Below are 20874 nucleotides of genomic sequence, written 5' to 3' on the forward strand. Positions count from 1 at the left end.
CCCCCGCCGTACGAGGAGATCTACCTGCCGACCCTCGCCCGCGGCGACTTCGAGGAGATCGACGGCCTCGGCTCGATGCGGGTGCTGCGCCGCACGCACTGACCGATCGGCCATTTCTTCCCGCTTCTGCCCTCTTCGCGGCCGACGCCACCTAGCGTGGGCGGCGTCGCCGGAGAGGAGAAGCCCGTGAAGACAGCCGTACGCCGCGTGGCCGGTGCCGTGGCCGTGCTCGGCACGCTCGTGGCCACCCCTCTGATCACCTGGTCGGCTGACGGCAGCAGCATCACCGGTGGCACCGTGAGCGTGAGCCGCAGTGCCGGCATCCCGGGCGAGGAGCTCGTGGTGAGCCTCAGCGCCCTGCCCGGCCCGGCCGCCCGCACGGTGAACCTCCAGCGCTGTGTCGGCTATGCCCCGGGCTCGACGACCCAGTGCACGTACTGGGTCAACGTGACCGGGTCCACGGGCAAGACCACCGCCGGCCACGCCTACACGTTCCACACCCGGGTCCATGCGATGGACTACAACGGCTACCGCGCGGTCGCACCGGCGACAGGATCCTCGCCCCAGGTGATCAGCCCGGCGCGCACGGTGCGTGGCGTCCAGCAGGAGGCCACGATCACGCTGCCGGCGACCGCCACCGCTGGCTCCACGATCGAGGTGACGATGGCCTGGTGGGTCTACGTCGACCGGACCAACAGGCAACCCGCCCGGTCCGGCCGCGCGCTCGCCCTCGAGCAGCGCAACAGCGACGGCACCTGGACCCGGATCCGTACCGTGACCGCCCCGTCCAGCGGGAGCGCCACCGTCACGCTCGCTCTGCCGAGCCCCGGGGCCCGGACCTACCGGACCGTCGCGACGACGTGGCAGCCCGCGGGCCAGGACACCCAGGTCGGGTGGTTCCCGTCCTACCCCTCGACGGTGGTGGTCTCGTGATCCGCCGCCTCCGCACCCTCGTCGCGACCGCTGTCGCGGTCGCCAGCGCCGCCGTCGCCGCACCCCACGTGCTTCCCCTCGGATCCGCCGCCGCGAGCACACAGGCGAGCGTCAACTGGGACTGGGGCAGGATCGCCGAGGTCGGCGACTGGGAGCGCGGCGAGTCGAGCACCGGTTGGGGAACGTGGGCCGACGGCAGCGGTCGCGTCGACATCTACTACGGCCAGCTCGCCGTCGACAGCGGTCCCGCAGCGTTCAACAAGACGGCGACCGGCGACGTGGTGACCTGGAAGGCCGGCACGGGCCGCTCGCGCGGTCGGTGGGAGTTCCGCGTCAAGGCTCAGCAGTGGGCAGCTGCGAAGGCCTACCCGATGCGCCTCGAGCTGGTGCCTGCCAACACCGCTCCCGGCAGTTGCGGCGGCGTCACCGTCACCCTCGCCAGGTGGACCGGCTTCGGGTCGTCGACGACGTTCGGCATCCGCCGCGGCGCCGACCGGTGGACGAAGGGCCTCAGCCTCAACAACGCCAACACCTTCCACACCTTCGGCTTCGAGCTGCGCGACACCACCATGACCTGGTTCGTGGACGGCCAGCCACGGGCGCGACTCACCTCGGCGCAGGCCCCGACGGCGTTCCCGACGACGGGGCTGGTCCCGCGGATGGTGCTCGACGGGACCCCGGGCACGGCCATGACGCACACGCGACTCGCGGCCGACTGGATCCGCTACTTCACCCTCGACCGTGCGGGCCGTACCGTCCCGGCCACGGCTGCGCCCACCCGGAGCGCTGCGGTCAGCGGGGTGTGCTGACCTCGGCGCAGCCGCACTCGAGCGCGAGCTCGCGGAAGTCGGCGGCGAGCGTCTCGCCCCGCATGATCCCTGAGCCCGGCGTGCAGCCACCGAACCGCTCGCCCAGGGCGTCGACGGCCAGCAGCACCGCCGCGGCGGTGTACGTCGTGTGCTCGACCGGCCAGTAGACGTTGGGGTTCTCGTTCTCGTAGCCCTCGAGCTCGTAGACCCAGCCGGTCCAGTAGGAGCCGTCCCCGGCACGCAGGTGCTGCATGTCCTGCAGCAGGCGCAGTGCACGCTCGTGATCGCCGATGGCGTCCAGCGCCATCACCAGCTCACACGTCTCTGCGCCCGTGACCCACGGGTTGGTGTCGACGCAGCGACAGCCCAGCTCCGGCACGACGAAGTCGTCCCAGCGCGTGGCGAGCAGGTCGCGCGCGTCCGTGCCACGGACCGCGCCGCCGAGGACCGGGTAGTACCAGTCCATGGAGTACTTCGACTTGTCGGCGAACCGGTCGGGGTGCTGCCGGATCGCATGGCCAAGCCGGCCACCGGCCAGCTCCCACTCCGGCTGCGGCTCATCCATCAGATCGGCGAGGGCAACGCCCGCGCGCAGGGACTGGTAGATCGACGAGCAGCCGGTGAGCAGGCAGAAGTCGTCCTGCGGGGTCCACTGGATGCCGCCCCACTCCTGCTGGAGCGAGACGACGAAGTCGAGCCCCGCCCGGACGCTGGGCCACAGCTCCTCGACGAAGCGGCGGTCACGGCGGAGCAACCAGTGATGCCACAGCCCCACCGCGAGGTACGCCGACATGTTGACCTCGCCGCGGGCGTCCTCGACCTCGCCGGCGACGATCTTCATCGGCCAGGAGCCGTCGGCGCGCTGCAGGGTCGGCACCCAGCGCAGCGCCTTCTCTGCGGCCGCGACCTCACCGCCGACGAGGAGCGCCATGGCGGCCTCGACGTGGTTCCAGATGTCGACGTGCTCGCCGACGGTCCACGGGATCGCGCCACACGGCTCCTGCATGCGCGCGATCGACGCAGCCGTCGCGGCCACGTCGTCGGCGGAGAGCACGCCCTCGACGTACGGGATCTGCGGCGTCACGCGTCGAGCGGCTTCCGGAAGTAGAGCACCATCGACTTGCCGATGACCGGGTTGAGGGCCTTCTCCGCTCCGCGGGTCAGGATGCTCCAGCCCTTCGTCTTCATGATGTCCCAGACCAGCACCTGGTGGTACGCCCTGACGAGCGGGTGGTCGTTGTTCTCGACCCCGACCGCGCACTTCAGCCACCAGTACGGCGAGTGGAGGCCGTGGGCGTAGGCCTTGCCCTCGAAAACCATCGCGTCGCCGTCGGTGCCGTCGTTCATCCGGCCGCCCTTGGTGACCTTGTCGACCAGCTCGTGGTCGGTGTAGATCCGGATGTGGCCGCCCTCGGCGTTGTGGTAGTCGTCCGAGAGCTTCCAGTTGATGACCTCGGGGAGCCAGCGGGGCACGGTGATCGCCATCGTGCCGCCCGGCCGCAGCACCCGGATCAGCTCCTTGATCGCGTCGACGTCGCGGTGGATGTGCTCGAGCACCTCGGCACAGACCACGCGGTCGAACTCGCCGTCGGCGAAGGGCAACGAGAGCGCGTCGCCCTCCTTCACGTCGGCCTCGGCACCCTCGGGCGCCTCACCTACCTCCTTCATCGCGGCGAAGAGGTTGCGGACCTCGTCGAGCTCCTCGGCGTTCTGGTCGAAGGCGATCACGTTGCCGCCACGGCGGTAGATCTCGAAGGAGTGGCGACCGGCACCGGCCCCCATGTCGAGGACACGGTCGCCGGGCTCGAGGCCCAGGCGGTCGAAGTCGACGGTCAGCATTCGTGGTTCTCCTGCTCCTGCTCGAGGCTCTTCTGGTGAACGACCTCGGCCAGCGCCTCGGCGGTGTGGGTGGCGGCAGCATGCCAGCTGAAGGTCTCGTCGACCCGCTTGCGACCGGCGGCACCGTAGCGGGCGCGGCGCTCGGGGTCATCGAGCAGCGCGGCGATCGCGTCGCGCAGCGCCTCCACGTCGCCCGGCGGGACGAGGTCGGCGCAGAGACCGTCAGGACCGACGACCTCGGGGATCGAGCCGGCGCGGCTCACGACGAGCGGCGTCTCGCAGGCCATCAGCTCCACCGTCGGCAGCGAGAAGCCCTCGTAGCGTGACGGTACGCACGCCAGCTCGGCCGAGCCCATCAGCTCCACCAGCTCGGTCTGCGTCAGGCCGCTGCGGAACTCGACGGAGCCCGCGATGCCGAGCTCCGCGATCAGCTTCTCCGTCGGGCCCCCGGCCTGCGGCTTCGAGACCAGGATCAGGTGGACGTCGCGCTCGGTGCGAAGCTTGGCGAACGCCTCGAGGAGGACGTCGATGCCCTTGAGAGGCGAGTCGGCGCTGGCCATCGCCAGGATCCGGCCGGGCACGCGGGCGACCTTGGGCGGCTGGAACTCCTGGTCGGCACCGAGGTGGATGACCTCGATCCTCGCCGGGTCCACCCCGAAGTCCTTGACGATGTCGGCGTACGACGACTCCGACACGGTGATCACCTTGCGGGCGGCCTGCGCGACCTTCCCCTGCATGCCGAGGAAGCCGTACCACCGGCGGAGACTCACCTTGCGGCGGATCCCCTTCGCAGCGGCGAGGTCGATCCGGCGGTCGAACGTGATCGGGTGGTGGATCGCCGTGACCATCGGCAGGCCCAGCTCCTCGACCTCGAGCAGGGCATCGCCGAGGACCTGGTTGTCGAGGACGACGTCGAACTCGTCCCTGCGCTCGCGGAGGAGCTTGATGACACGCTTGGCGAACGTGCGCGGCTCCGGGAAGCCGGCCGTGCACATGATCGCGAACTCCTGCACGTCGATCAGGTCGCGGAACTCCCGCAGCTTCGGGATGCGGAACGGGTCCGGCTCGCGGTAGAGGTCCAGGCTCGGGACCTTGGTCAGCGTCACGCCCTCGTCGAGCTCGGGATAGGGCTGGCCGGAGAAGACCTCGACCTCGTGGCCGAGAGCGACGAGCTCTCGGCTCAGGTGTCGGACGTAGATGCCCTGCCCACCGCAGTGGGGCTTGCTGCGATACGACAACAGTGCGATGCGCATGTCGCACCTTCCTCTCCGACACTCGCGCCGTGACGGCACGAGGGGTCAGCCTAGTCGTGAAAGGAAACGACGGGTACACGATGTACCGTCCCGCGGCACGACGTGACGTGCCACACACGCCTCAGGTGGCGTCGGTCGAGTGGCCCGGGAAGAGGTGCGCCGCGGGGTCGATCGCGACGGCGACGTTGTTGACAGCGGTCGCCGCCTCCCCGAATCCGACCGCGATGAGCCGGACCTTCCCGGGGTACGCCGTGATGTCGCCGGCGGCGAAGACCCGCGGCAGATTGGTCCGCATGGCGGTGTCGACGACGACGTGGTGCTGATCGAGCGTGAGGCCCCATCGCGCCAGCGGGCCGGGATCGGCGACGAAGCCCAGCGCAGCCACGATGCGCTGCACCTGCAGGGTCCGTGTGGCTCCCGCGATGGTGAGGTCGACCTCCTCGACCCAGCCGGCGCCGCGGACGGCCGCGACCTCCGCGCGCGTCACGATCTCGACGCCTGCCGCCTCCGCCTGCGCGACCAGCCCGGCGTGGGCGCGGAACGCGTCGCGACGATGCGCCAGCGTGACCGAGCGGGCGACCGGGGCCAGGTGGAGCGACCAGTCGAGTGCACTGTCGCCGCCTCCGACGACGAGCACGTCAGCGCCGGCGTACGGCGTGGCCTCGGTGATGAAGTGGTCGACGCCCCGGCCGGTCCACTCCTCCCCCGCCGCCGGCAGCGGACGCGGCCGGAACCGGCCGATGCCGGTGGTCAGGAGGACCGCCCGGGCCGCGACCGTGGTGCCGTCGTCGAAGGAGATGTCGACCCCGTCGTCGCGCGCCTCGAGCGTGGTCGCCACCCGCCCCAGGAGGTACGCCGGGTGGGCGGTCGCCGCCTGCCGGACTAGGCCGGCGACCAGGTCGGTGCCGCTGATGTCCGGGAAGCCCGCCACGTCGCGGATCGGCTTGTGCGGATACATCGCCGTGATCTGTCCACCGAGCTCCGGGAGTGCGTCGGCCAAGGCGACCGAGAGGCCCCGGAAGCCGGCGTAGTAGGTCGCGAAGAGGCCGGCCGGACCCGCGCCGACCACGAGCAGGTCGACGTCGTGGTGGTGCGGGCCCGCGCTCACGTAGCCGCCTCCCCGCAAGGCGGAGGAGGGAAGGAGTCCGTGTGCGGAGCGCAGCGCAGCGGACTTCGACCGACGACAACGCGGCCAGCGCGCGTGCGGGGCGTCACTTGGTCGCCTCGAGCATCTGGCGGAGCTCCTTCTTCAAGTCACCGATCTCGTCGCGAAGGCGCGCCGCGAGCTCGAACTGCAGCTCGGCCGCCGCTGCCTTCATCTGGTCGGTCAGCTCCTGGACCAGCTGGGCCAGGTCGCTGGTCGGCAGCCCGGCCGTGTCGGGCGCGACCGCGTGCAGCTTCGAGAGCTTCGGGGTCGGCGACTTCTTGTGGTCGGACTTCTGCCAGTCGGCGAGAAGCTCGTCGGTCGACTCCGCCTCGCGCGCCAGCATCTCGGTGATGTCGGCGATCTTCTTCCGCAGCGGCTGCGGGTCGATGCCCCGTTCGGTGTTGTAGGCGACCTGGATCGCCCGGCGGCGGTTGGTCTCCTCGATCGCCTTCTCCATCGAGGGGGTGATCTTGTCGGCGTACATGTGGACCTGGCCGGACACGTTGCGCGCCGCACGGCCGATCGTCTGGATCAGCGACTTGTCGGAGCGGAGGAAGCCCTCCTTGTCAGCATCGAGGATCGCCACCAGCGACACCTCCGGGAGGTCGAGGCCCTCGCGGAGCAGGTTGATGCCGACGAGGACGTCGTACTCCCCCAGTCGCAGGTCGCGCAGGAGCTCGATGCGCTTGAGGGTGTCAACCTCCGAGTGGAGCCAGCGCGTGCGGATGCCGGCGTCGAGGAGGTAGTCGGTGAGGTCCTCCGACATCTTCTTCGTGAGGGTCGTGACCAGCACGCGCTCGTTCTTGGCGGTGCGCTCACGGATCTCGTGGATCAGGTCGTCGATCTGGCCCTTCGTCGGCTTCACGACCACCTCGGGGTCGACCAGGCCGGTCGGACGGATGATCTGCTCGACGACATCACCCTGGACCTTGTCGAGCTCGTAGTTGCCCGGTGTCGCCGACAGGTAGACGGTCTGGCCGATGCGCTCGACGAACTCCTCCCACTTGAGCGGACGGTTGTCCATCGCGCTCGGCAGCCGGAAGCCGTGGTCGACGAGGTTGCGCTTGCGCGACATGTCGCCCTCGAACATGCCCCCGACCTGCGGCACCGCCACGTGCGACTCGTCGATGACCAGCACGAAGTCCTCGGGGAAGTAGTCGAGGAGCGTGTTGGGCGCACTGCCCGGGAGGCGGCCGTCCATGTGCATCGAGTAGTTCTCGATGCCGGAGCAGGAGCCGACCTGGCGCATCATCTCGATGTCGTAGGTCGTGCGCATCTGCAGCCGCTGCGCCTCGAGCAGCTTGCCCTGGCGCTTGAACGTCTCGAGCTGGTCCTCCAGCTCGTGCTCGATGCCACTGATCGCCCGCTCCATGCGCTCGGGACCGGCGACGTAGTGGGTCGCCGGGAAGATGTGGAGCTCCTGGTCCTCCGTGACCACCTCGCCCGTCACCGGGTGGAGCGTCATCAGCCGCTCGACCTCGTCGCCGAAGAACTCGATCCGGATCGCGAGCTCCTCGTAGACCGGGAAGACCTCGAGCGTGTCGCCCCGGACCCGGAACGTGCCACGGGTGAAGGCCATGTCGTTGCGGGTGTACTGGTTGTCGACCAGGCGACGCAGCAGCAGGTCGCGGTCGTGCTCCTGGCCCACCTTCAGCCGGACCATGCGGTCGACGTACTCCTGCGGGGTGCCGAGGCCGTAGATGCACGAGACGGTCGAGACCACGATGACGTCGCGCCGGGTGAGGAGCGAGTTGGTCGCCGAGTGGCGCAGGCGCTCGACCTCCTCGTTGATCGAGGAGTCCTTCTCGATGTAGGTGTCCGTCTGCGGGACGTAGGCCTCGGGCTGGTAGTAGTCGTAGTAGCTGACGAAGTACTCCACCGCGTTGTCGGGGAAGAGATGGCGCAGCTCGTTGGCGAACTGCGCGGCCAGCGTCTTGTTGGGCTGGAGCACCAGCATCGGGCGTTGGACCTGCTCGGCGACCCACGCGACCGTCGCGGTCTTGCCGGTGCCGGTCGCGCCGAGGAGCACGACGTCCTGGACGCCGGCGCCGAGGCGCTTGCTGATCTCGGCGATCGCGGCGGGCTGGTCGCCGGACGGCTCGTAGTCGGAGATCACACGGAACGGCGCGACACGCCGCTCCAGATCGGTCACAGGTCGCATGCCGCCAGCGTAGTTGCGACCACTGACAGCTAGATTGACCCCGTGAGCCGAGCCACTACCGTCGAACGCACCACACGCTTCGCACGACGGGCACTGCTCACGATCTTCGGCGTCCAGCTGGCGCTCGCGATCTCGCTGACCCTGGTCGACTCCTACCGCCGTCGCAACAAGAAGCCGAAGCCCTTCCCGGTCACACCTCCGACCGAGGTCCCCGTCGGCGGCGGCACCGTCACGACGTACACCTACGGCCAGGACCTGTACGACGCGATGCTGACCGCGATCGACTCCGCCCAGCGGCAGATCCTCTTCGAGACCTACATCTGGAAGGACGACGAGATCGGGCAGCGGTTCAAGCAGGCCCTGATCCGGGCCGCGCGTCGCGGCGTCGCCGTCCACGTCATCTACGACGGTTTCGCCAACCTGGTGGTGCCCCCGACGTTCAAGCGGTTCCCGCCCGGCATCAAGGTGCTCCGCTTCCCCGTCTACAACGCCGGCATCCGCTTCTTTGACCTGCGGCACTACGGCCGCGACCACCGCAAGATCCTCGTCGTCGACGACGAGGTCGGCTTCGTCGGTGGCTACAACATCGGCTCGGCCTACGCCACGGAGTGGCGCGACACCCACTGCCGCATCACCGGCCCCGGCGTGTGGGACCTCCAGCGCGCCTTCGCCGACTTCTGGAACCTCCACCGCAAGCGCCGGTTCCGCTCCAACGAGCGGCCGCTGCTGCTCGGGACGACGTCGGTGTGGGACTCCCGCGTGCGCTTCCACCGCAACATCCCGACGCTCTGGAGCTTCCCGATCCGCTCGATGTACCTCGAGGCGATCAACCGTGCGGCGAGCCGCGTGTGGCTCACGCATGCGTACTTCATCCCCGACGCCAACTTCGTCGACACCCTGCGCGAGGCAGCGCAGCGCGGTGTCGACGTACGGGTGCTGCTCCCCCGCAAGTCCAACCACATCGTCGCCGACTGGATCTCACGCGGATACTTCGCATCGATGCTCGAGTCCGGAATCCGCGTCTTCCGCTTCCGCGACGCGATGGTGCATGCCAAGACGGCCACGATCGACGGCAGCTGGTCCACCGTCGGAACGGCGAACGTCGACCGCCTCAGCATGCAGGGCAACTACGAGATCAACGTCGAGTTCATCGACGAGGGCCAGGCCCGCGTGATGGAGGAGATCTTCGAGAACGACCTGACCAACTGCGCCGAGCTGACGATGGATGAGTGGGAGTCGCGCGACATCTACCGTCGCTTCACCGAGGCGATCCTGGGCCCACTCCGCCCGCTTCTCTGAGACCCCTCCCACGGGCCTGCGGCGGCGCCCCCTCGTCCCTGCAGCTCGCGCTGCGCTCGCTGGCGCTCGCTCCGGCTCGACGCTCGGAGGTGCCGCCACCTCCGGCCCGCGCGGAGCGGAGCCACACGAGGAAATGCCGGAAGCCCGGTCCCTCACGGGACCGGGCTTCCGGTCGTGCTGTGCTGTGCGCCGGTCAGCGGTCGATCGGCGGCAGGGCGTGGTTGGCACCGCGCCAGCGAGTCGGGCTCGCGCCGCAGTGGCCGTTGCGGTTGACCGGGTTGGGGTCGATCACCGACGGGTTCGACTTCGGACCGCCATAGTCGCAGAGCGCCTCGCCCTCGAGGAAGGCCCGGAGGTGCCACCAGCCGCCGTGGAGCGACGCACTCACCTTGCCGAGCGCAACCGGGGTGACCTGGGCCAGAGCGCGGACGCTCGCGTCACGGTCGGCCAGGAGGTTGGTCGTGGCGTTGAGGTTCTTCAGCAGCGCCGGCAGCAGCGGGCCGAGGTCGTCGATCAGCTGTCCGACCGTGGCGATGTCCGACGGAGCCTCCCTGAGGATCCGCTGGAACGTCGGGTCGAACTTCACCAGCCAGGCGGTCAGCTCCTTGGCCGAGGCGGAGAACGTCACGAGGTCCTGCTGGTGCCGGGCCAGGATCTGGTTCACGGTCAGACCGTCGTTGAGCAGCGCATCGGTGCGCGGCCACGCGTCGTCGAGCGTCGAGACGAGCTCGTTGCTCGAGGTCAGCAGCTGGTCGAGGTCGTCGCTGCTGTCGCTGACGGCCGTGCTGAGCTCCTGGAGCAGGACCTTGACGTCCTGGTCGTTGATCTCGTCGAGGAACTTGTCGAGGTTGTCCGCAGCGGAGGCAACCGTGATCGGCAGCGTGACCGAGGCCGCGTCGAGCTCTGCACCGTCCTCGAGGTACGGCCCTTCCGCGGAGGTCGGGATCAGGTTGAGGAACTGCTCACCGATCGGCGAGAGGCTGATGACCTCGGCCTTGGCCGACGTGGGCACCTTCGCACCGTTCTTGAAGGTGACGGTGGCGTCAGGCCCGTCCTTGCCGACCTTGATGTCGGTGATCGTGCCGACGCGGACGCCGCGGTAGTTGACCGCCGAGCCCTCGAAGAGGCCACCGGTCTGCGCCAAGTGGACCGTGACCCGGTCCGGGCTGCCGGTCAGTGGGAGCTTGAGCACCGCCGTGACCATGTAGATCATCAGCAACACGAAGACGGCGACGAGGGCGATGAAGCTCAGGGTGAGCTTGTCGAACTTCTTCAGCATCACAGGCCTCCAATGCCCAGGCCCAGCAGGCCGCCGCTGGTCGATCCGCTTGTACTACCGCCGGTGAGGCCACCGAGGCTCGGCACCAGGCCGCCAGTCGAGGTTCCGCCCGTCGAACCGCCCGGGAGCACGCCACCGCCCGTGCCGAGGATGCCCCCGACACCGATGCGGATCTTGGCGTACAGGTTCGCGTAGCTCGGACGTGCGACATTGCGGATGATCGGCGCAGCTGCACGGATCTGGTCCAGGGCACCGAGGATGGCGTCGCTGTTCGCGTTGACCTCCTGCAGCACCGGACCGAGCTCCTTGACGATCAGCGCGACATCGTTGCGGTTGGCATCGACGATCCGTTTCGCCGTCGCCCCGAGCTTGTTGGCCTCCTTGAGGAGGGCCACCAGGCCGGGGGTGTTGTCGGTCAGCGTCTTGGCGGCCGGCCGGATGTCCCGCAGCGCCTGGTTGATCGTCTCCTCGCGCGCGTTGAGAGTCTTGGACGTCGACGCGAGCGCCGTCAGGATCCGGTCGATCTCACGCTGGCTGCCGGTCACCGTCGTCATGAAGGTGTCGAGCTTCTTGATGAGCGCGTGCGTGGTGGGCACCCGACCCTCGACGGCCTTGTTGAGCTCGGAGACGATCGTCTGGATCGACCCGAGGCCACCACCGTTGATCAGGAGCGACGCGGACGCCAGTGCGTCCTCGACGGACGGCGCCGTCTCGGACTGGGTGCGATCCAGCATCTCGCCGCCCTTGAGCGGCGTACCGGACGCGGAGGGCTCGATCTGGACATACATCTCACCGAGCGCCGTGGTGTAGCGCAGCCGCACCTTCGCCTGGTCGGTGAGGCGCGTGTCCTCCTTGATCTTCAGCCGCACGATCGCCTCGTAGTCCTTGGCGTGGACGGTGTCGACCTTGCCGACCGAGACACCGCCGATGCGGACCGGCGAGCCGTCGGGCAGGTTGAGCGCGTCGGGGACCGCCACCGTGACGAGGTAACCGTCGCCGCGGTTGTTGTTGGCGCGGGCCAGGTCGCCGGCCGTGAACCCACAGCCCGAGACGAGCAGGCCCACGCCCGCGAGGGCGGCAGTTGCGAGTCGCCGGTTCACCGGGCACCTCCCAGGATCTCGAGCAGGTGCTCGATCGAGGTCGTCGGACTGAGGCTCAGCGCATTGCAGAGGTCACCCAGCGCGTTGCAGATCGCACCGGTGAGGTCGGGTAGCGGCGACAGGTCCTGGAGCGGGATCCGCACGTTGACCGTGCCGCTGACGGTCACGGCGCGACCCAGGTTGTCGAACGCGAGCGGGAGGGTCTCGACCGTCTCCCCGAGCTCTGCACTGTGCTCCAGCAGGTTGCCCGTGACGTCGGTCAGGCCCGAGATCGACGTCTTCAGCGCGGCCCGGTTGTCGCGGACGAAGCCGGCGAGCCCGTTGAGGGCGGCGCTCAGCGCCTTGAGGGCGGAGCCGAACTCCTCCTTCTCGCTGTTGAAGAGCGCGGCTGCGGCGGTGACGCTCGCGGAGAACTCGTCGATCGTGCGTCCGTTGGCGGCGAGCACGTTCGTGAGGGAGGCGAGGTTGTCGATCGAGGTCGAGATGTCGCCGCGGTGGTCGGAGAGCGCCGTCGCCGCCTTGGCCACGTCGGTCAGGGTCTTGTTGGCCAGCTCACCCGTGCCCGAGAGCGACTTGGCACCCACCGAGATCAGGTTGCTGAGCGCACCGGCCTTGCCGTCCTCGCCCGCGAGGCCCTTCGTGAACCGGTCGAGGGCCGAGATGATCTCGTCCCACTCGACGGGAGTGCGGGTCCGGTCGAGCGGGATCGAGGCATTGTCCGCCAGCTCCGCGTCGCCCTCGTGGTAGACCGGCGCCAGCTCGACGTAGCGGTCGGTCGCCACCGAGCGAGCGACCACCAGGGCGCCGACGTCGTCCGGGATCTTGAGGTCGCCGTCGGTGATGTCCAGCGTCACCTTGACCTTGTCGCCCTCGGCGGCGATGTCGGTCACTTCGCCGACCGGGACGCCGAGCACGCCGACCTGGTTGCCGACGAAGAGACCGGCGGTGTCGTCGAAGTACGCCGTCACCGTGCGACCGCCTCCGCCCAGCGGGAAGCAGGCGGTGGTGGTGGCGCCCGTGAGGGCCAGGGCGGCGATCGCCCCGACCATGCGCTTGCGGGTCGTCAGCACAGGATTCCCCTTCCGCACGCAGCGTTGTCAGGCAGCGCGCCGCCCTTGGCGTACAGGTTGACGAACGGACCGCCGCCCGCAGCGTTGGACACGTAGCGGCCGGCGATGGCCAGGTTGTCCACGGCCTTGCCGACGACCTTCTCGTTCTGCTTGAGCGTCGCGATCACGATGTTGAGGTTCTTCAGGATGGGGCCGAGGTCGGCGCGGTTCTCCTGGACGATGCCGTTGAGCTGCGTGCCGAGGGTGTTGAGGTCGACGAGCAGCTTGTGGATGGCATCCCGGCGGGAGTTGAGCGTGTCGAGGATCAGGTCGGAGGCCTTCATCAGCGCGATGATGTCGTCACTGCTCTCGGTCAGCTGCCGGGAGACGTCCGACGTCGCCTTCAGCAGGTCGCCCAGGTCGTCACTGCGCGAGGCGATCAGCGAGGAGAGGCGGCTCACCTGGACCAGCGCAGGCTTGACGTCGTCACCGGCGACGCTGAGGACCTTCGACATCTCCTGGAAGGACCGCTCGATGGCATCGACGTCGAACTCGTTGACCTCCGGCGTGCCCTCCTCGATGACGTCCTGCAGGTTGTAGGGCACACGGGTCTGCGAGACCGGCAGCGGCTTGTCGCCGATGTCGCCGGCACCCTGGGGCGTGACCGCCAGGAAGTGCGTGCCGAGCAGCGTCGCGACCTTGACCTCGATCCGGGTCTGGTCACCGAGGCGGATGTCCTTGTCGACGGTGAACTCGATGTCGACCGTGTCGCCGCCGAGCGTGACGCTGGTGACCTTGCCGACGTTGACACCGGCCACCTGCACCGGCTCCGACACCCGGAGGCCGCCGGTGTTGGCGAGCTGCGCGGAGTAGCCGCGCGCGCCGATGTTGAGCCGGCTGGCGCCGACGACAAGCGCGACGAGGATCGCGAGCGCTCCGAACGCCACGAGACCGGTCCGGTACTTGTCGTACTGGTAGATCGGCTTCACTTGCACACCTCCGAGTACGGGCCACCGTCAGTGCCGACCCAGATCGGCGTGTTGGTGATGCCATCGGCGATGATGCCGAAGTTGCAGAAGTAGATGTTGAGCGCCGAGTAGTACGACGTGATCTGCGCGAGGCTTCCGGTCACGCTTCCGAGGGAGACGACTCCCTTGACCACGCGGTCACGGTTCTGGACGAGGATCCCGCTGGTCGTCTTCAGCGCCTTCACGTCCGCGCGGACCGACGGGCGGATCTCCTTGACCAGCTGCGACGTGGTGCCGAAGAGGCCGCCGAGCGTGTCGATCGAGTTGCCGAAGGTCTGGCGCTCGTTGGCAAGCCCCGACATCAGCGCGGTGAGCTGCTGCACGGTGGCGTCGAGGTCGTCGGACTGGGCCGCGAGGTTCTTCAACACCGGCGTGAGGTTGTCGAGCACCTCGGTGAACGCCTTGTCACGGTCGGCGAGGAACTTCGCGGTGGAGGTCGTCGACTGCAGCAGCGACTCGACCGCAGGGCCCTGGCCCTGCAGGACGGCGACGATGTTGTTGGCGAACTTGTTGACCTCGGCCGGGTCGATCGTCTCGAAGAGCGGCTTGAAGCCGTTGAGGAGTGCGGTCAGGTCGAAGCCCGGGTTGGTCATCCCGGCACCGATCACCTTCGACGGCGACAGCTCCGCACCACGGTCAGCGCCCGCGGTCAGCGAGAGGTACCGCTGACCGAGCAGGTTCTGGTAACGCAGCGCCAGCCGGGTCGACTGGTAGATCTTCTGGTCGGTGACCAGGTCGAAGGTGACCTCCGCCTGGTTGTCGGCCGTCACCTCGACCTTCTCCACACGGCCGACCTTGACGCCGGCGACACGGACGTCGTCCCCCGGCCGCAGGCCGCTGGCCGAGGTGAAGTTGGCGCGCCAGGTCTGGTGCTCGTCCTCGACCACGTTGCTCATCGTGTTGTAGAGCATCACGAAGAAGAGCAGGCAGATGATGGCGAAGACGACGACCTTGATCATCGTGGAACGGAATCCGGTCATGTCAGCACCCCCGTCCCCGCACGCCGTTGTACGACGGGCACTGGGCCTGCGAGTAGTCGTCCGGCGTTCCCGCGACGACTGTCGCCTCGACGCGGACCATTGCGTTGTCCTTGGTCACCGAAGAGAGCTTCCTTGCCAGATTGCCGATGGCGATGACGCCGCGGACCAGGTCGGACCGCTCGTCGTAGAGGGCGTCGACGACGATCGCCGTGTGTGCGAGCGTGTCGACCAGCGCCTGCTCGTTGGCGGAGAGGACCTTGTTGGTCTTCGCCATGAACGGGGTGACGCTGGAGACGAGCTTGGTGAAGTTGGCCTGGTTCTTCGCCAGCGTGCGCGCCGTGACCAGCAGGTCGTCGGTCGCCTGGAAGAGATCCGGGGCCGCCTTCTGCAGCGCCTCGAGGTTGCCGGCCAGCAGGTCGAGGTTCTGCGTGACCAGCGGCAGCTTCGGGTTGAGCTTGCCGAGGTAGGCGTCGAGATTGGTCAGCGTCTGGCCGAGGGTCGTGCCCTTGCCGTCGAGCGCTCCGGAGAGGCCACCGAGCATCTCGGCCAGGTCAGCCGGACCGAGTGCGGCGACGACGCGGTCGAGTCCGTCGAGGATGGTCTGCAGCTCGAGGGTCTCCTTGGAGGTGTCCTGCGTGATGCGGGCACCGTCCTTCAGACCGACGCTCTCGATCGAGGCCGGGCGGACGAGGTCGACGAACGACGTGCCGAAGATCGACTGCGGCATGACGCGCGCAGTGACGTTCGAGGGGATGTCGCCGGCGAACTTGTCCTGGATGTGCATGTCGAGCTCGATGCCGCCGACCGCGGCACCGCCCTCGCCCTCGCGCAACTGGTAGAGCTTGCCGACATTGACGCCTTCGTACTTGACGTCGGCACCGTTGATGAGGGAGCCGCCCGCATTGCGGAAGACCGCGGTGGCACCGATGCGGTCGGCGAGGGCGCCCTTGCTGACCGCCACGAGGCCGGCGAGCACCAGTGCGAGCACGATGATGAAGAGCACGCCGCGGAAGCGGAGCACCGAGGAGGTGGGCGGGCGACCGTTGCCCGCCAGGACATCACGGATGTTCATGTTCTGCCTTCCTCAGCCCTGGATCCGGAATCCGGGGTCGTTGCCCCAGAACGCGAGGGTCAGGAGCATGTCGGCGATGACGATGGAGACGATGGAGGCGCGGATCGCGCGGCCCGTCGCCTCACCGACTCCCGCCGGACCGCCGGACGCGTTGAAGCCGAACCATGCGTGGATCAGCGCCACCATGAGCGCGAAGACCAGCATCTTGATGACCGACAGGATCACGTCCCTGGGCTGCAGGAACGCGTAGAAGTAGTGGTCGTACTGACCGCCGGACTGGCCGAAGATCACGACGACCGCGAACTTCGAGGCGAGCCACGAGCCGAGCAGGCCGATGAAGTAGAGCGGGACGATCGCCACCATCGCGCCGATGACGCGGGTGGTGATCAGGAAGTGGATCGGGTTGACCGCCATGACCTCCAGTGCGTCGATCTCCTCGTGGAGCTTCATCGAGCCGATCTGAGCCGTGAAGCGACAGCCGACCTGGCCACCGAGTGCGAGCGCGGCGACGAGCGGCGCGAGCTCGCGGGTGTTGACGGAGGCGGAGACGAAGCCCGTGATCGGCGCCAGGCCGATCAGCTCGAGGCCGTTGAAGCCCTCGATGCCGAGCGAGGTGCCGGAGGAGAGACCCAGCAGGATCATGATGCCGATCGTGCCGCCGCCGACGAGGATCGCGCCGGAGCCCCAGGCGATGTCCATGATCTGCCGGAGCACTTCGCGGTGATAGTTCTTCAGGACAACGGGTACGGAGACGAGCACCCGCACCATGAAGGAGGCGAGGTCACCCCCACGCTCGAGGCCGCCCTTGACGGCGGAGACTTGCTTCGTGAACACAGGCACTCCTAGGCCACCGACTGCGGGACGAGCATGACGTAGGCCTGCGTGATCGCGACGTTCACGACCGCGAGAGCCACCACGCTGATGACGACGGACTGGTTGACCGCATCGGCGACACCCTTGGCGCCGCCGGAGGCCGCGAGCCCCTTGTAACAGGAGACGATCACCGCGATGAAGCCGAAGAGGAACGCCTTGAACTCCGCGAGGATCAGGTCGGTCGGCTGGGCGAACGCCACAAAGCCGGTCAGGTAGGTGCCGGAGCTCACGTTGCCGCTCTGCACGTTGAGCAGGAAGCCCGTCGTGATGGCTGCCACCGCGACGATGACGTTGAGCATGAGGGCCACGACGATCGCGGCGGCGAGGCGGGGCGCGATGATCCGGTTGACCGGGTTGATGCCCATGACCTTGAGCGCGTCGACCTCCTCACGGATGGTCCGCGCGCCGACGTCGGCGCAGATCGCAGAGCCGACGGCGCCCGCGATGATCAGCGAGGTCACCAGCGGCGCACCCTGGCGCAGGACGCCGATGCCGTTGACCGCACCGGCGAACGAACCGGCACCGATCTGGTTGGCGACCGCGCCGACCTGCACCGAGACGATGATGCCGAAGGGGATCGCGACCATGATCGCGGGCGCGAGGCCGACGCGGATCATGAACCAGCACTGGAAGAAGAACTCACTCCAGGAGAAGTTGCGCTTGACGATGTCTCCCGCAATGGCGATCACGGACTCCACCGAGAGAAGCGCCATGCCACCCAGGGTGGTCACGCCCTTCTTGGTCCGGCCCGTCATGTCGCTGACGAGTGCAGTCACTGCGCTCATTCCGCCTGCCCCTCACACTTGGGGGCACATGCCCTGGTCCGTGTCACCTGTGACTCCTTGACTCACATAACTCAACCGTCAGCGCAGCGTAACGGCAATCACACCCTTGGTCACTCAAGTGACCAAAGTGACGGAGGACCGGCCCCTGCTGGACTGCACAACGTCCGACTGTGCGGTTTGTCACGGCCTATCGACATCTCGTCCGGGCAAATGTCTGCGAGGTCCCATTCGCGGACCTCGACGCGGCTTTCCCAAGCCTGCAACGCCAATCAGGAGCTGGACCCGCAGCCGGTGCGGACGCCACGGCTCGAGGAGCGCGGCCAGTCCTGCGTCGTCGACCGGCGCGCCGGTCAGCGCCCAGCCGACGTCCTTCGCCACGTGGTAGTCGCCGAAGCTGACCGCATCGGCGTCACCGAGCGCACGTGCGCGGACCTCCGCACTGGTCCAGACTCCGACCCCCGGAAGGGACCGCAGCTTCCGGTCCGCAGCGGCGAGGTCGTCGACCACGATCCGCTCCAGCGCAGCGGCCCTCGCCGCCGCGGCCACGAGGGTCCGCGAGCGCGCCGGGTCGACGTGCAGGTCCAGCCACTCCCAGCTCGGCACGGCGGCCACCGCGGCAGGCGCCGGCTGGAGCAGGAGCGCCGGGCCCTCCCCCGGCGCCGGTTCGCCGTGGCGGCGCACGAGGCGGCGGAAGCCCGCGAACGCCTCCTGCCCGGTCACCTTCTGCTCGAGCACGGCGGGGAGCAGCGCCTCGAAGACCAGGCCGGTCCGGCCGATGCGGAGGTGCGCATGGCGTCGATGGGCCTCGACGAGCACCGGGTGCCGCGGCTCGAAGCCCGACGGGTCATCCAGCGCCCCGAGCATGCCCGGGAGGGCGTCGAGCGCCCAGGTCGACCCCTGCCCCCACGCGCGCGCCTCCACCTCGCCCAGCGCAGGGCGAGCCGTGACCTGCAGGCGGGCCGGCCCGTCCGGCGTACGGAAGGCGCGCCAGTGGCTCATGCGCCCTGCGCCACCCTCGACGACGTACGTCGGGTCCCCTGCGCCGCGACGGGCCGCGCCCAGCACCTGGCCGACCGGGCACGGCCAGGGCGGGCGCCAGGTGCGCTCGATCGCCGTCATGCGCGCAACTTACCGAACACGTATGTAACTCGGTGTTGCACCTCGCTTTATGCTGGCTCCATGACGACAGCCGCCACGGACGGACGCCGCACGGCCGCAGCCTCGCGGCGTCGCGAACGTCGCACCCAGATCATCGCCGCCACCCGTGAGCTCTTCGACGAGCGCGGCGTGCGCGACGTGCAGATCGAGGACGTGGCGCGGAGTGTCGGCATCAACCGCGCGATCATCTACCGCCACTTCTCTGGCAAGGAGGAGCTCTTCGCGCTCACGCTCTGCGGCTATCTCGAGGAGCTCGACGCCCGCATCGAGACGGCCGTCGCCGGCCGCCGCAGTCCGATGAAGCAGCTGGCGTCGGCCGTCGAGGCGTTCGCCGACTTCGGCATGGAGTACCCCGCGTTCGTCGACTGCTGCCTCACCCTCATGCGTCGCCCGGGGCCGGAGCTGCTCGAGGAGGTCAGCGAGAGCGCGATGTTCCGCCTCGGCCGCGGCATCACGGGCTGCATGGAGAAGATGGCCGACGTCGTGCAGCGTGGCAACGATGCCGGCGAGATGAAGGTCAGCGATCCGTACCAGCTGATCAACACGTTGTACGCCGCCGGGCTGGGCTCCCTGCAGCTGGCCCGGCTCGGCATCACGGTGCGGCCGGCCTCCCCCGGCATCCCGACGGTCGTCGCCCTGCCGGCCGAGCAGGTGAAGGCCTACATGGTCGAGACGGCGAAGGCGCTCACCCGGACCTGAGCTCCCGACAGCCCGACCGACCGGGCGAGCTCCACCAACGCGAAAGCCCCCGCCCGAAGGCGGGGGCTTCCTGCGTCAGGAGCGGAGTCGTCAGCGCTCGATGATCGCGACGATGCCCTGTCCACCGGCCTCGCAGAGCGAGACGAGGACGCGCCCCTTGCCCTTCTCCTTGAGGAGCTTGCCCGCGACCGGGATGATCCGGCCGCCGGTGGCGGCGAACGGGTGCGCCGCGGCGAGCGACGAGCCGTTGACGTTCAGCTTGGACCGGTCGATCTCACCGAGCGGCTTGTCCAGACCCAGGCGCTCCTTGCAGAAGACCGGGTCGGCCCAGGCCTTCAGCGTGGAGAGGACCTGCGCGGCGAACGCCTCGTGGATCTCGTAGTAGTCGAAGTCCTGGAGCGTCAGGTTGTTGCGCTCGAGCATCTTCGCGACGGCGTACGCCGGGGCCATCAGCAGGCCCTCGTGGCCACCGACGAAGTCGACCGCGGCCACCTCGAAGTCGGTGAGGTAGGCGAGCGGCTCGTAGCCGTGGGCCTTGGCCCACTCCTCGGAGGCGAGGAGGACGGCGGAGGCGCCGTCGGAGAGCGGGGTCGAGTTGCCGGCGGTCATCGTGGCGGCCTCGCCCTTGCCGAAGACCGGCTTCAGCTTGGCGAGCTTCTCGACGGTCGAGTCGGGGCGCAGGTGGTTGTCGCGCTCGACGCCGCGGAACGGCGTGACCAGGTCGTCCTGCCAGCCCTCGTCCCACGAGCGGGCGAGGTTCTGGTGCGACTTCGCGGCCAGCTCGTCCTGGTCCTCGCGCGTGATGCCCCACTCGAGGGCGGTGATCGCCTGGTGGTCACCCATGGCCAGGCCGGTGCGCGGCTCCTGGTTGGCCGGCGGGAGGAGGCCGATGTCGCCGGGGCGAATGCCGAGGAGCGCCTTGACGCGGTCCTTGTTGGTCTTCATCTGGTTGATCTTGATCAGCTTCTTGCGGAGCTTCTCGGAGATCGCGATGGGGGCGTCGGAGGTGGTGTCCGAACCGCACGCCACGCCGGCCTCGATCTGGCCGGTGGCGATCTGGAGCGCGACGATGTTGGCGGCGAAGAGGCCGGTGCCGCAAGCCTGCTGGACGTCGACAGCCGGCGTCGCCGGGTCGAGCTTGGTGCCGAGCACGGACTCACGGACCAGGTTGAAGTCGCGCGAGTGCTTGACGACGGCGCCGCCCGCGACGAGGCCGAGCTTCTCGCCCTCGAGGCTGAAGCGCGACACGAGGCCGTCGAGGGCCGCGGTGAGCATCTCCTGGTTCGATGCCTCGGCGTAGACGGTGTTGGACCGGGCGAACGGGATGCGGTTGCCGCCGATGATGGCGACGCGGCGGGTCTTGGCCTGCATGGTCACTCCTCTAGAGGTCTGAGATGTCCCTATCCTTGC

19 protein-coding genes are annotated in these 20874 nt (G+C 68.8%); 4 read left to right on the forward strand and 15 right to left on the reverse strand.

Going from position 1 to position 20874, the window contains the following annotated elements:
- Window positions 1–186 precede the first annotated feature (186 nt).
- Both VLF38_RS16470 and VLF38_RS16475 read left to right on the forward strand, forming a co-directional pair.
- Window positions 187–933 carry a hypothetical protein gene (locus VLF38_RS16470; RefSeq protein WP_325272322.1) on the forward strand — a complete coding sequence of 249 codons (747 nt, stop codon included), beginning with the start codon at window positions 187–189 and terminating at the stop codon, window positions 931–933.
- Window positions 930–1742, forward strand: a complete 813-nt coding sequence (locus tag VLF38_RS16475) for a hypothetical protein (protein ID WP_325272323.1) — start codon at window positions 930–932, stop codon at window positions 1740–1742. Before VLF38_RS16470 ends, VLF38_RS16475 begins: the two co-directional genes overlap by 4 nt.
- Here the strand turns inward: VLF38_RS16475 and VLF38_RS16480 are convergent.
- The 5 genes from VLF38_RS16480 to uvrB all read right to left on the reverse strand — a co-directional run bounded on the left by VLF38_RS16480 (window position 1726) and on the right by uvrB (window position 8142).
- Entirely contained in the window at window positions 1726–2826 is a 1101-nt protein-coding gene (locus tag VLF38_RS16480; RefSeq protein WP_325272324.1) for a prenyltransferase, read from the reverse strand. The two genes, VLF38_RS16475 and VLF38_RS16480, sit on opposite strands and share 17 nt — an antisense overlap.
- A complete protein-coding gene (locus tag VLF38_RS16485; RefSeq protein WP_325272325.1) occupies window positions 2823–3581 on the reverse strand; it encodes a class I SAM-dependent methyltransferase in 759 nt (252 codons plus the stop codon). The genes VLF38_RS16480 and VLF38_RS16485 overlap by 4 nt, the downstream gene beginning before the upstream one ends.
- Complete coding sequence (locus VLF38_RS16490; protein ID WP_325272326.1) at window positions 3575–4834, reverse strand: glycosyltransferase family 4 protein; 1260 nt, start codon at window positions 4832–4834, stop codon at window positions 3575–3577. The genes VLF38_RS16485 and VLF38_RS16490 overlap by 7 nt, the downstream gene beginning before the upstream one ends.
- A gap of 121 nt (window positions 4835–4955) precedes the next feature.
- Window positions 4956–5942: an NAD(P)/FAD-dependent oxidoreductase gene (locus VLF38_RS16495; RefSeq protein ID WP_325272327.1), complete on the reverse strand. Its 987-nt coding sequence runs from the start codon at window positions 5940–5942 to the stop codon at window positions 4956–4958.
- Between the two features lie 103 nt (window positions 5943–6045).
- On the reverse strand, window positions 6046–8142 hold the full coding sequence (gene uvrB / locus VLF38_RS16500; protein WP_325272328.1) for an excinuclease ABC subunit UvrB: 2097 nt from the start codon (window positions 8140–8142) through the stop codon (window positions 6046–6048).
- Window positions 8143–8184: 42 nt separating this feature from the next.
- On the opposite strand from uvrB, the gene VLF38_RS16505 reads away from it, so the two are divergent.
- Complete coding sequence (locus VLF38_RS16505; RefSeq protein ID WP_325272329.1) at window positions 8185–9441, forward strand: phospholipase D-like domain-containing protein; 1257 nt, start codon at window positions 8185–8187, stop codon at window positions 9439–9441.
- A 193-nt stretch (window positions 9442–9634) separates the two neighbouring features.
- Here the strand turns inward: VLF38_RS16505 and VLF38_RS16510 are convergent, their stop codons facing one another.
- The 9 genes from VLF38_RS16510 to VLF38_RS16550 form a co-directional block, all read right to left on the reverse strand.
- Window positions 9635–10720: an MlaD family protein gene (locus tag VLF38_RS16510; RefSeq protein ID WP_325272330.1), complete on the reverse strand. Its 1086-nt coding sequence runs from the start codon at window positions 10718–10720 to the stop codon at window positions 9635–9637.
- Window positions 10720–11820, reverse strand: a complete 1101-nt coding sequence (locus VLF38_RS16515) for an MlaD family protein (RefSeq protein ID WP_325272331.1) — start codon at window positions 11818–11820, stop codon at window positions 10720–10722. Before VLF38_RS16515 ends, VLF38_RS16510 begins: the two co-directional genes overlap by 1 nt.
- The gene (locus VLF38_RS16520; RefSeq protein ID WP_325272332.1) at window positions 11817–12890 is read right to left on the reverse strand and encodes an MCE family protein; all 1074 of its coding nucleotides are present in this window, start codon (window positions 12888–12890) and stop codon (window positions 11817–11819) included. The genes VLF38_RS16515 and VLF38_RS16520 overlap by 4 nt, the downstream gene beginning before the upstream one ends.
- Window positions 12884–13858: an MCE family protein gene (locus VLF38_RS16525; protein ID WP_325272333.1), complete on the reverse strand. Its 975-nt coding sequence runs from the start codon at window positions 13856–13858 to the stop codon at window positions 12884–12886. The genes VLF38_RS16520 and VLF38_RS16525 overlap by 7 nt, the downstream gene beginning before the upstream one ends.
- Window positions 13855–14877 carry an MlaD family protein gene (locus tag VLF38_RS16530; protein WP_325272334.1) on the reverse strand — a complete coding sequence of 341 codons (1023 nt, stop codon included), beginning with the start codon at window positions 14875–14877 and terminating at the stop codon, window positions 13855–13857. Before VLF38_RS16530 ends, VLF38_RS16525 begins: the two co-directional genes overlap by 4 nt.
- Before the next feature lies 1 nt (window position 14878).
- Window positions 14879–15949: an MCE family protein gene (locus VLF38_RS16535; protein WP_325272335.1), complete on the reverse strand. Its 1071-nt coding sequence runs from the start codon at window positions 15947–15949 to the stop codon at window positions 14879–14881.
- Window positions 15950–15961: 12 nt separating this feature from the next.
- Window positions 15962–16783 (reverse strand): ABC transporter permease, encoded by an 822-nt coding sequence (locus VLF38_RS16540; RefSeq protein WP_414689418.1) that lies wholly within the window; start codon window positions 16781–16783, stop codon window positions 15962–15964.
- A gap of 8 nt (window positions 16784–16791) precedes the next feature.
- Entirely contained in the window at window positions 16792–17607 is an 816-nt protein-coding gene (locus VLF38_RS16545; protein ID WP_325272336.1) for an ABC transporter permease, read from the reverse strand.
- A 180-nt stretch (window positions 17608–17787) separates the two neighbouring features.
- Complete coding sequence (locus VLF38_RS16550) at window positions 17788–18726, reverse strand: DNA-3-methyladenine glycosylase 2 family protein (RefSeq protein WP_325272337.1); 939 nt, start codon at window positions 18724–18726, stop codon at window positions 17788–17790.
- Between the two features lie 60 nt (window positions 18727–18786).
- Here VLF38_RS16550 and VLF38_RS16555 point away from each other — a divergent pair, with 60 nt between their 5' ends.
- The gene (locus tag VLF38_RS16555; RefSeq protein ID WP_325272338.1) at window positions 18787–19464 is read left to right on the forward strand and encodes a helix-turn-helix domain-containing protein; all 678 of its coding nucleotides are present in this window, start codon (window positions 18787–18789) and stop codon (window positions 19462–19464) included.
- 90 nt (window positions 19465–19554) lie between these two features.
- Here VLF38_RS16555 and VLF38_RS16560 read toward each other — a convergent pair whose 3' ends face one another.
- Window positions 19555–20835, reverse strand: a complete 1281-nt coding sequence (locus tag VLF38_RS16560) for an acetyl-CoA C-acetyltransferase (protein WP_325272339.1) — start codon at window positions 20833–20835, stop codon at window positions 19555–19557.
- Window positions 20836–20874 lie beyond the last annotated feature (39 nt).

The organism is Nocardioides sp. (assembly GCF_035481145.1).
Classification (GTDB): domain Bacteria; phylum Actinomycetota; class Actinomycetes; order Propionibacteriales; family Nocardioidaceae; genus Nocardioides.

Excerpts from the sequence above, each read along its gene's own strand:
- VLF38_RS16535 (WP_325272335.1), bottom strand. The coding sequence starts at position 15,949 with ATGAACATCCGTGATGTCCTGGCGGGCAACGGTCGCCCGCCCACCTCC.
- VLF38_RS16510 (WP_325272330.1), bottom strand. The coding sequence starts at position 10,720 with ATGCTGAAGAAGTTCGACAAGCTCACCCTGAGCTTCATCGCCCTCGTC.
- VLF38_RS16530 (WP_325272334.1), bottom strand. The coding sequence starts at position 14,877 with ATGACCGGATTCCGTTCCACGATGATCAAGGTCGTCGTCTTCGCCATC.
- VLF38_RS16545 (WP_325272336.1), bottom strand. The coding sequence starts at position 17,607 with ATGAGCGCAGTGACTGCACTCGTCAGCGACATGACGGGCCGGACCAAG.
- VLF38_RS16555 (WP_325272338.1), top strand. The coding sequence starts at position 18,787 with ATGACGACAGCCGCCACGGACGGACGCCGCACGGCCGCAGCCTCGCGG.
- uvrB (WP_325272328.1), bottom strand. The coding sequence starts at position 8,142 with ATGCGACCTGTGACCGATCTGGAGCGGCGTGTCGCGCCGTTCCGTGTG.
- VLF38_RS16560 (WP_325272339.1), bottom strand. The coding sequence starts at position 20,835 with ATGCAGGCCAAGACCCGCCGCGTCGCCATCATCGGCGGCAACCGCATC.
- VLF38_RS16485 (WP_325272325.1), bottom strand. The coding sequence starts at position 3,581 with ATGCTGACCGTCGACTTCGACCGCCTGGGCCTCGAGCCCGGCGACCGT.
- VLF38_RS16490 (WP_325272326.1), bottom strand. The coding sequence starts at position 4,834 with ATGCGCATCGCACTGTTGTCGTATCGCAGCAAGCCCCACTGCGGTGGG.
- VLF38_RS16550 (WP_325272337.1), bottom strand. The coding sequence starts at position 18,726 with ATGACGGCGATCGAGCGCACCTGGCGCCCGCCCTGGCCGTGCCCGGTC.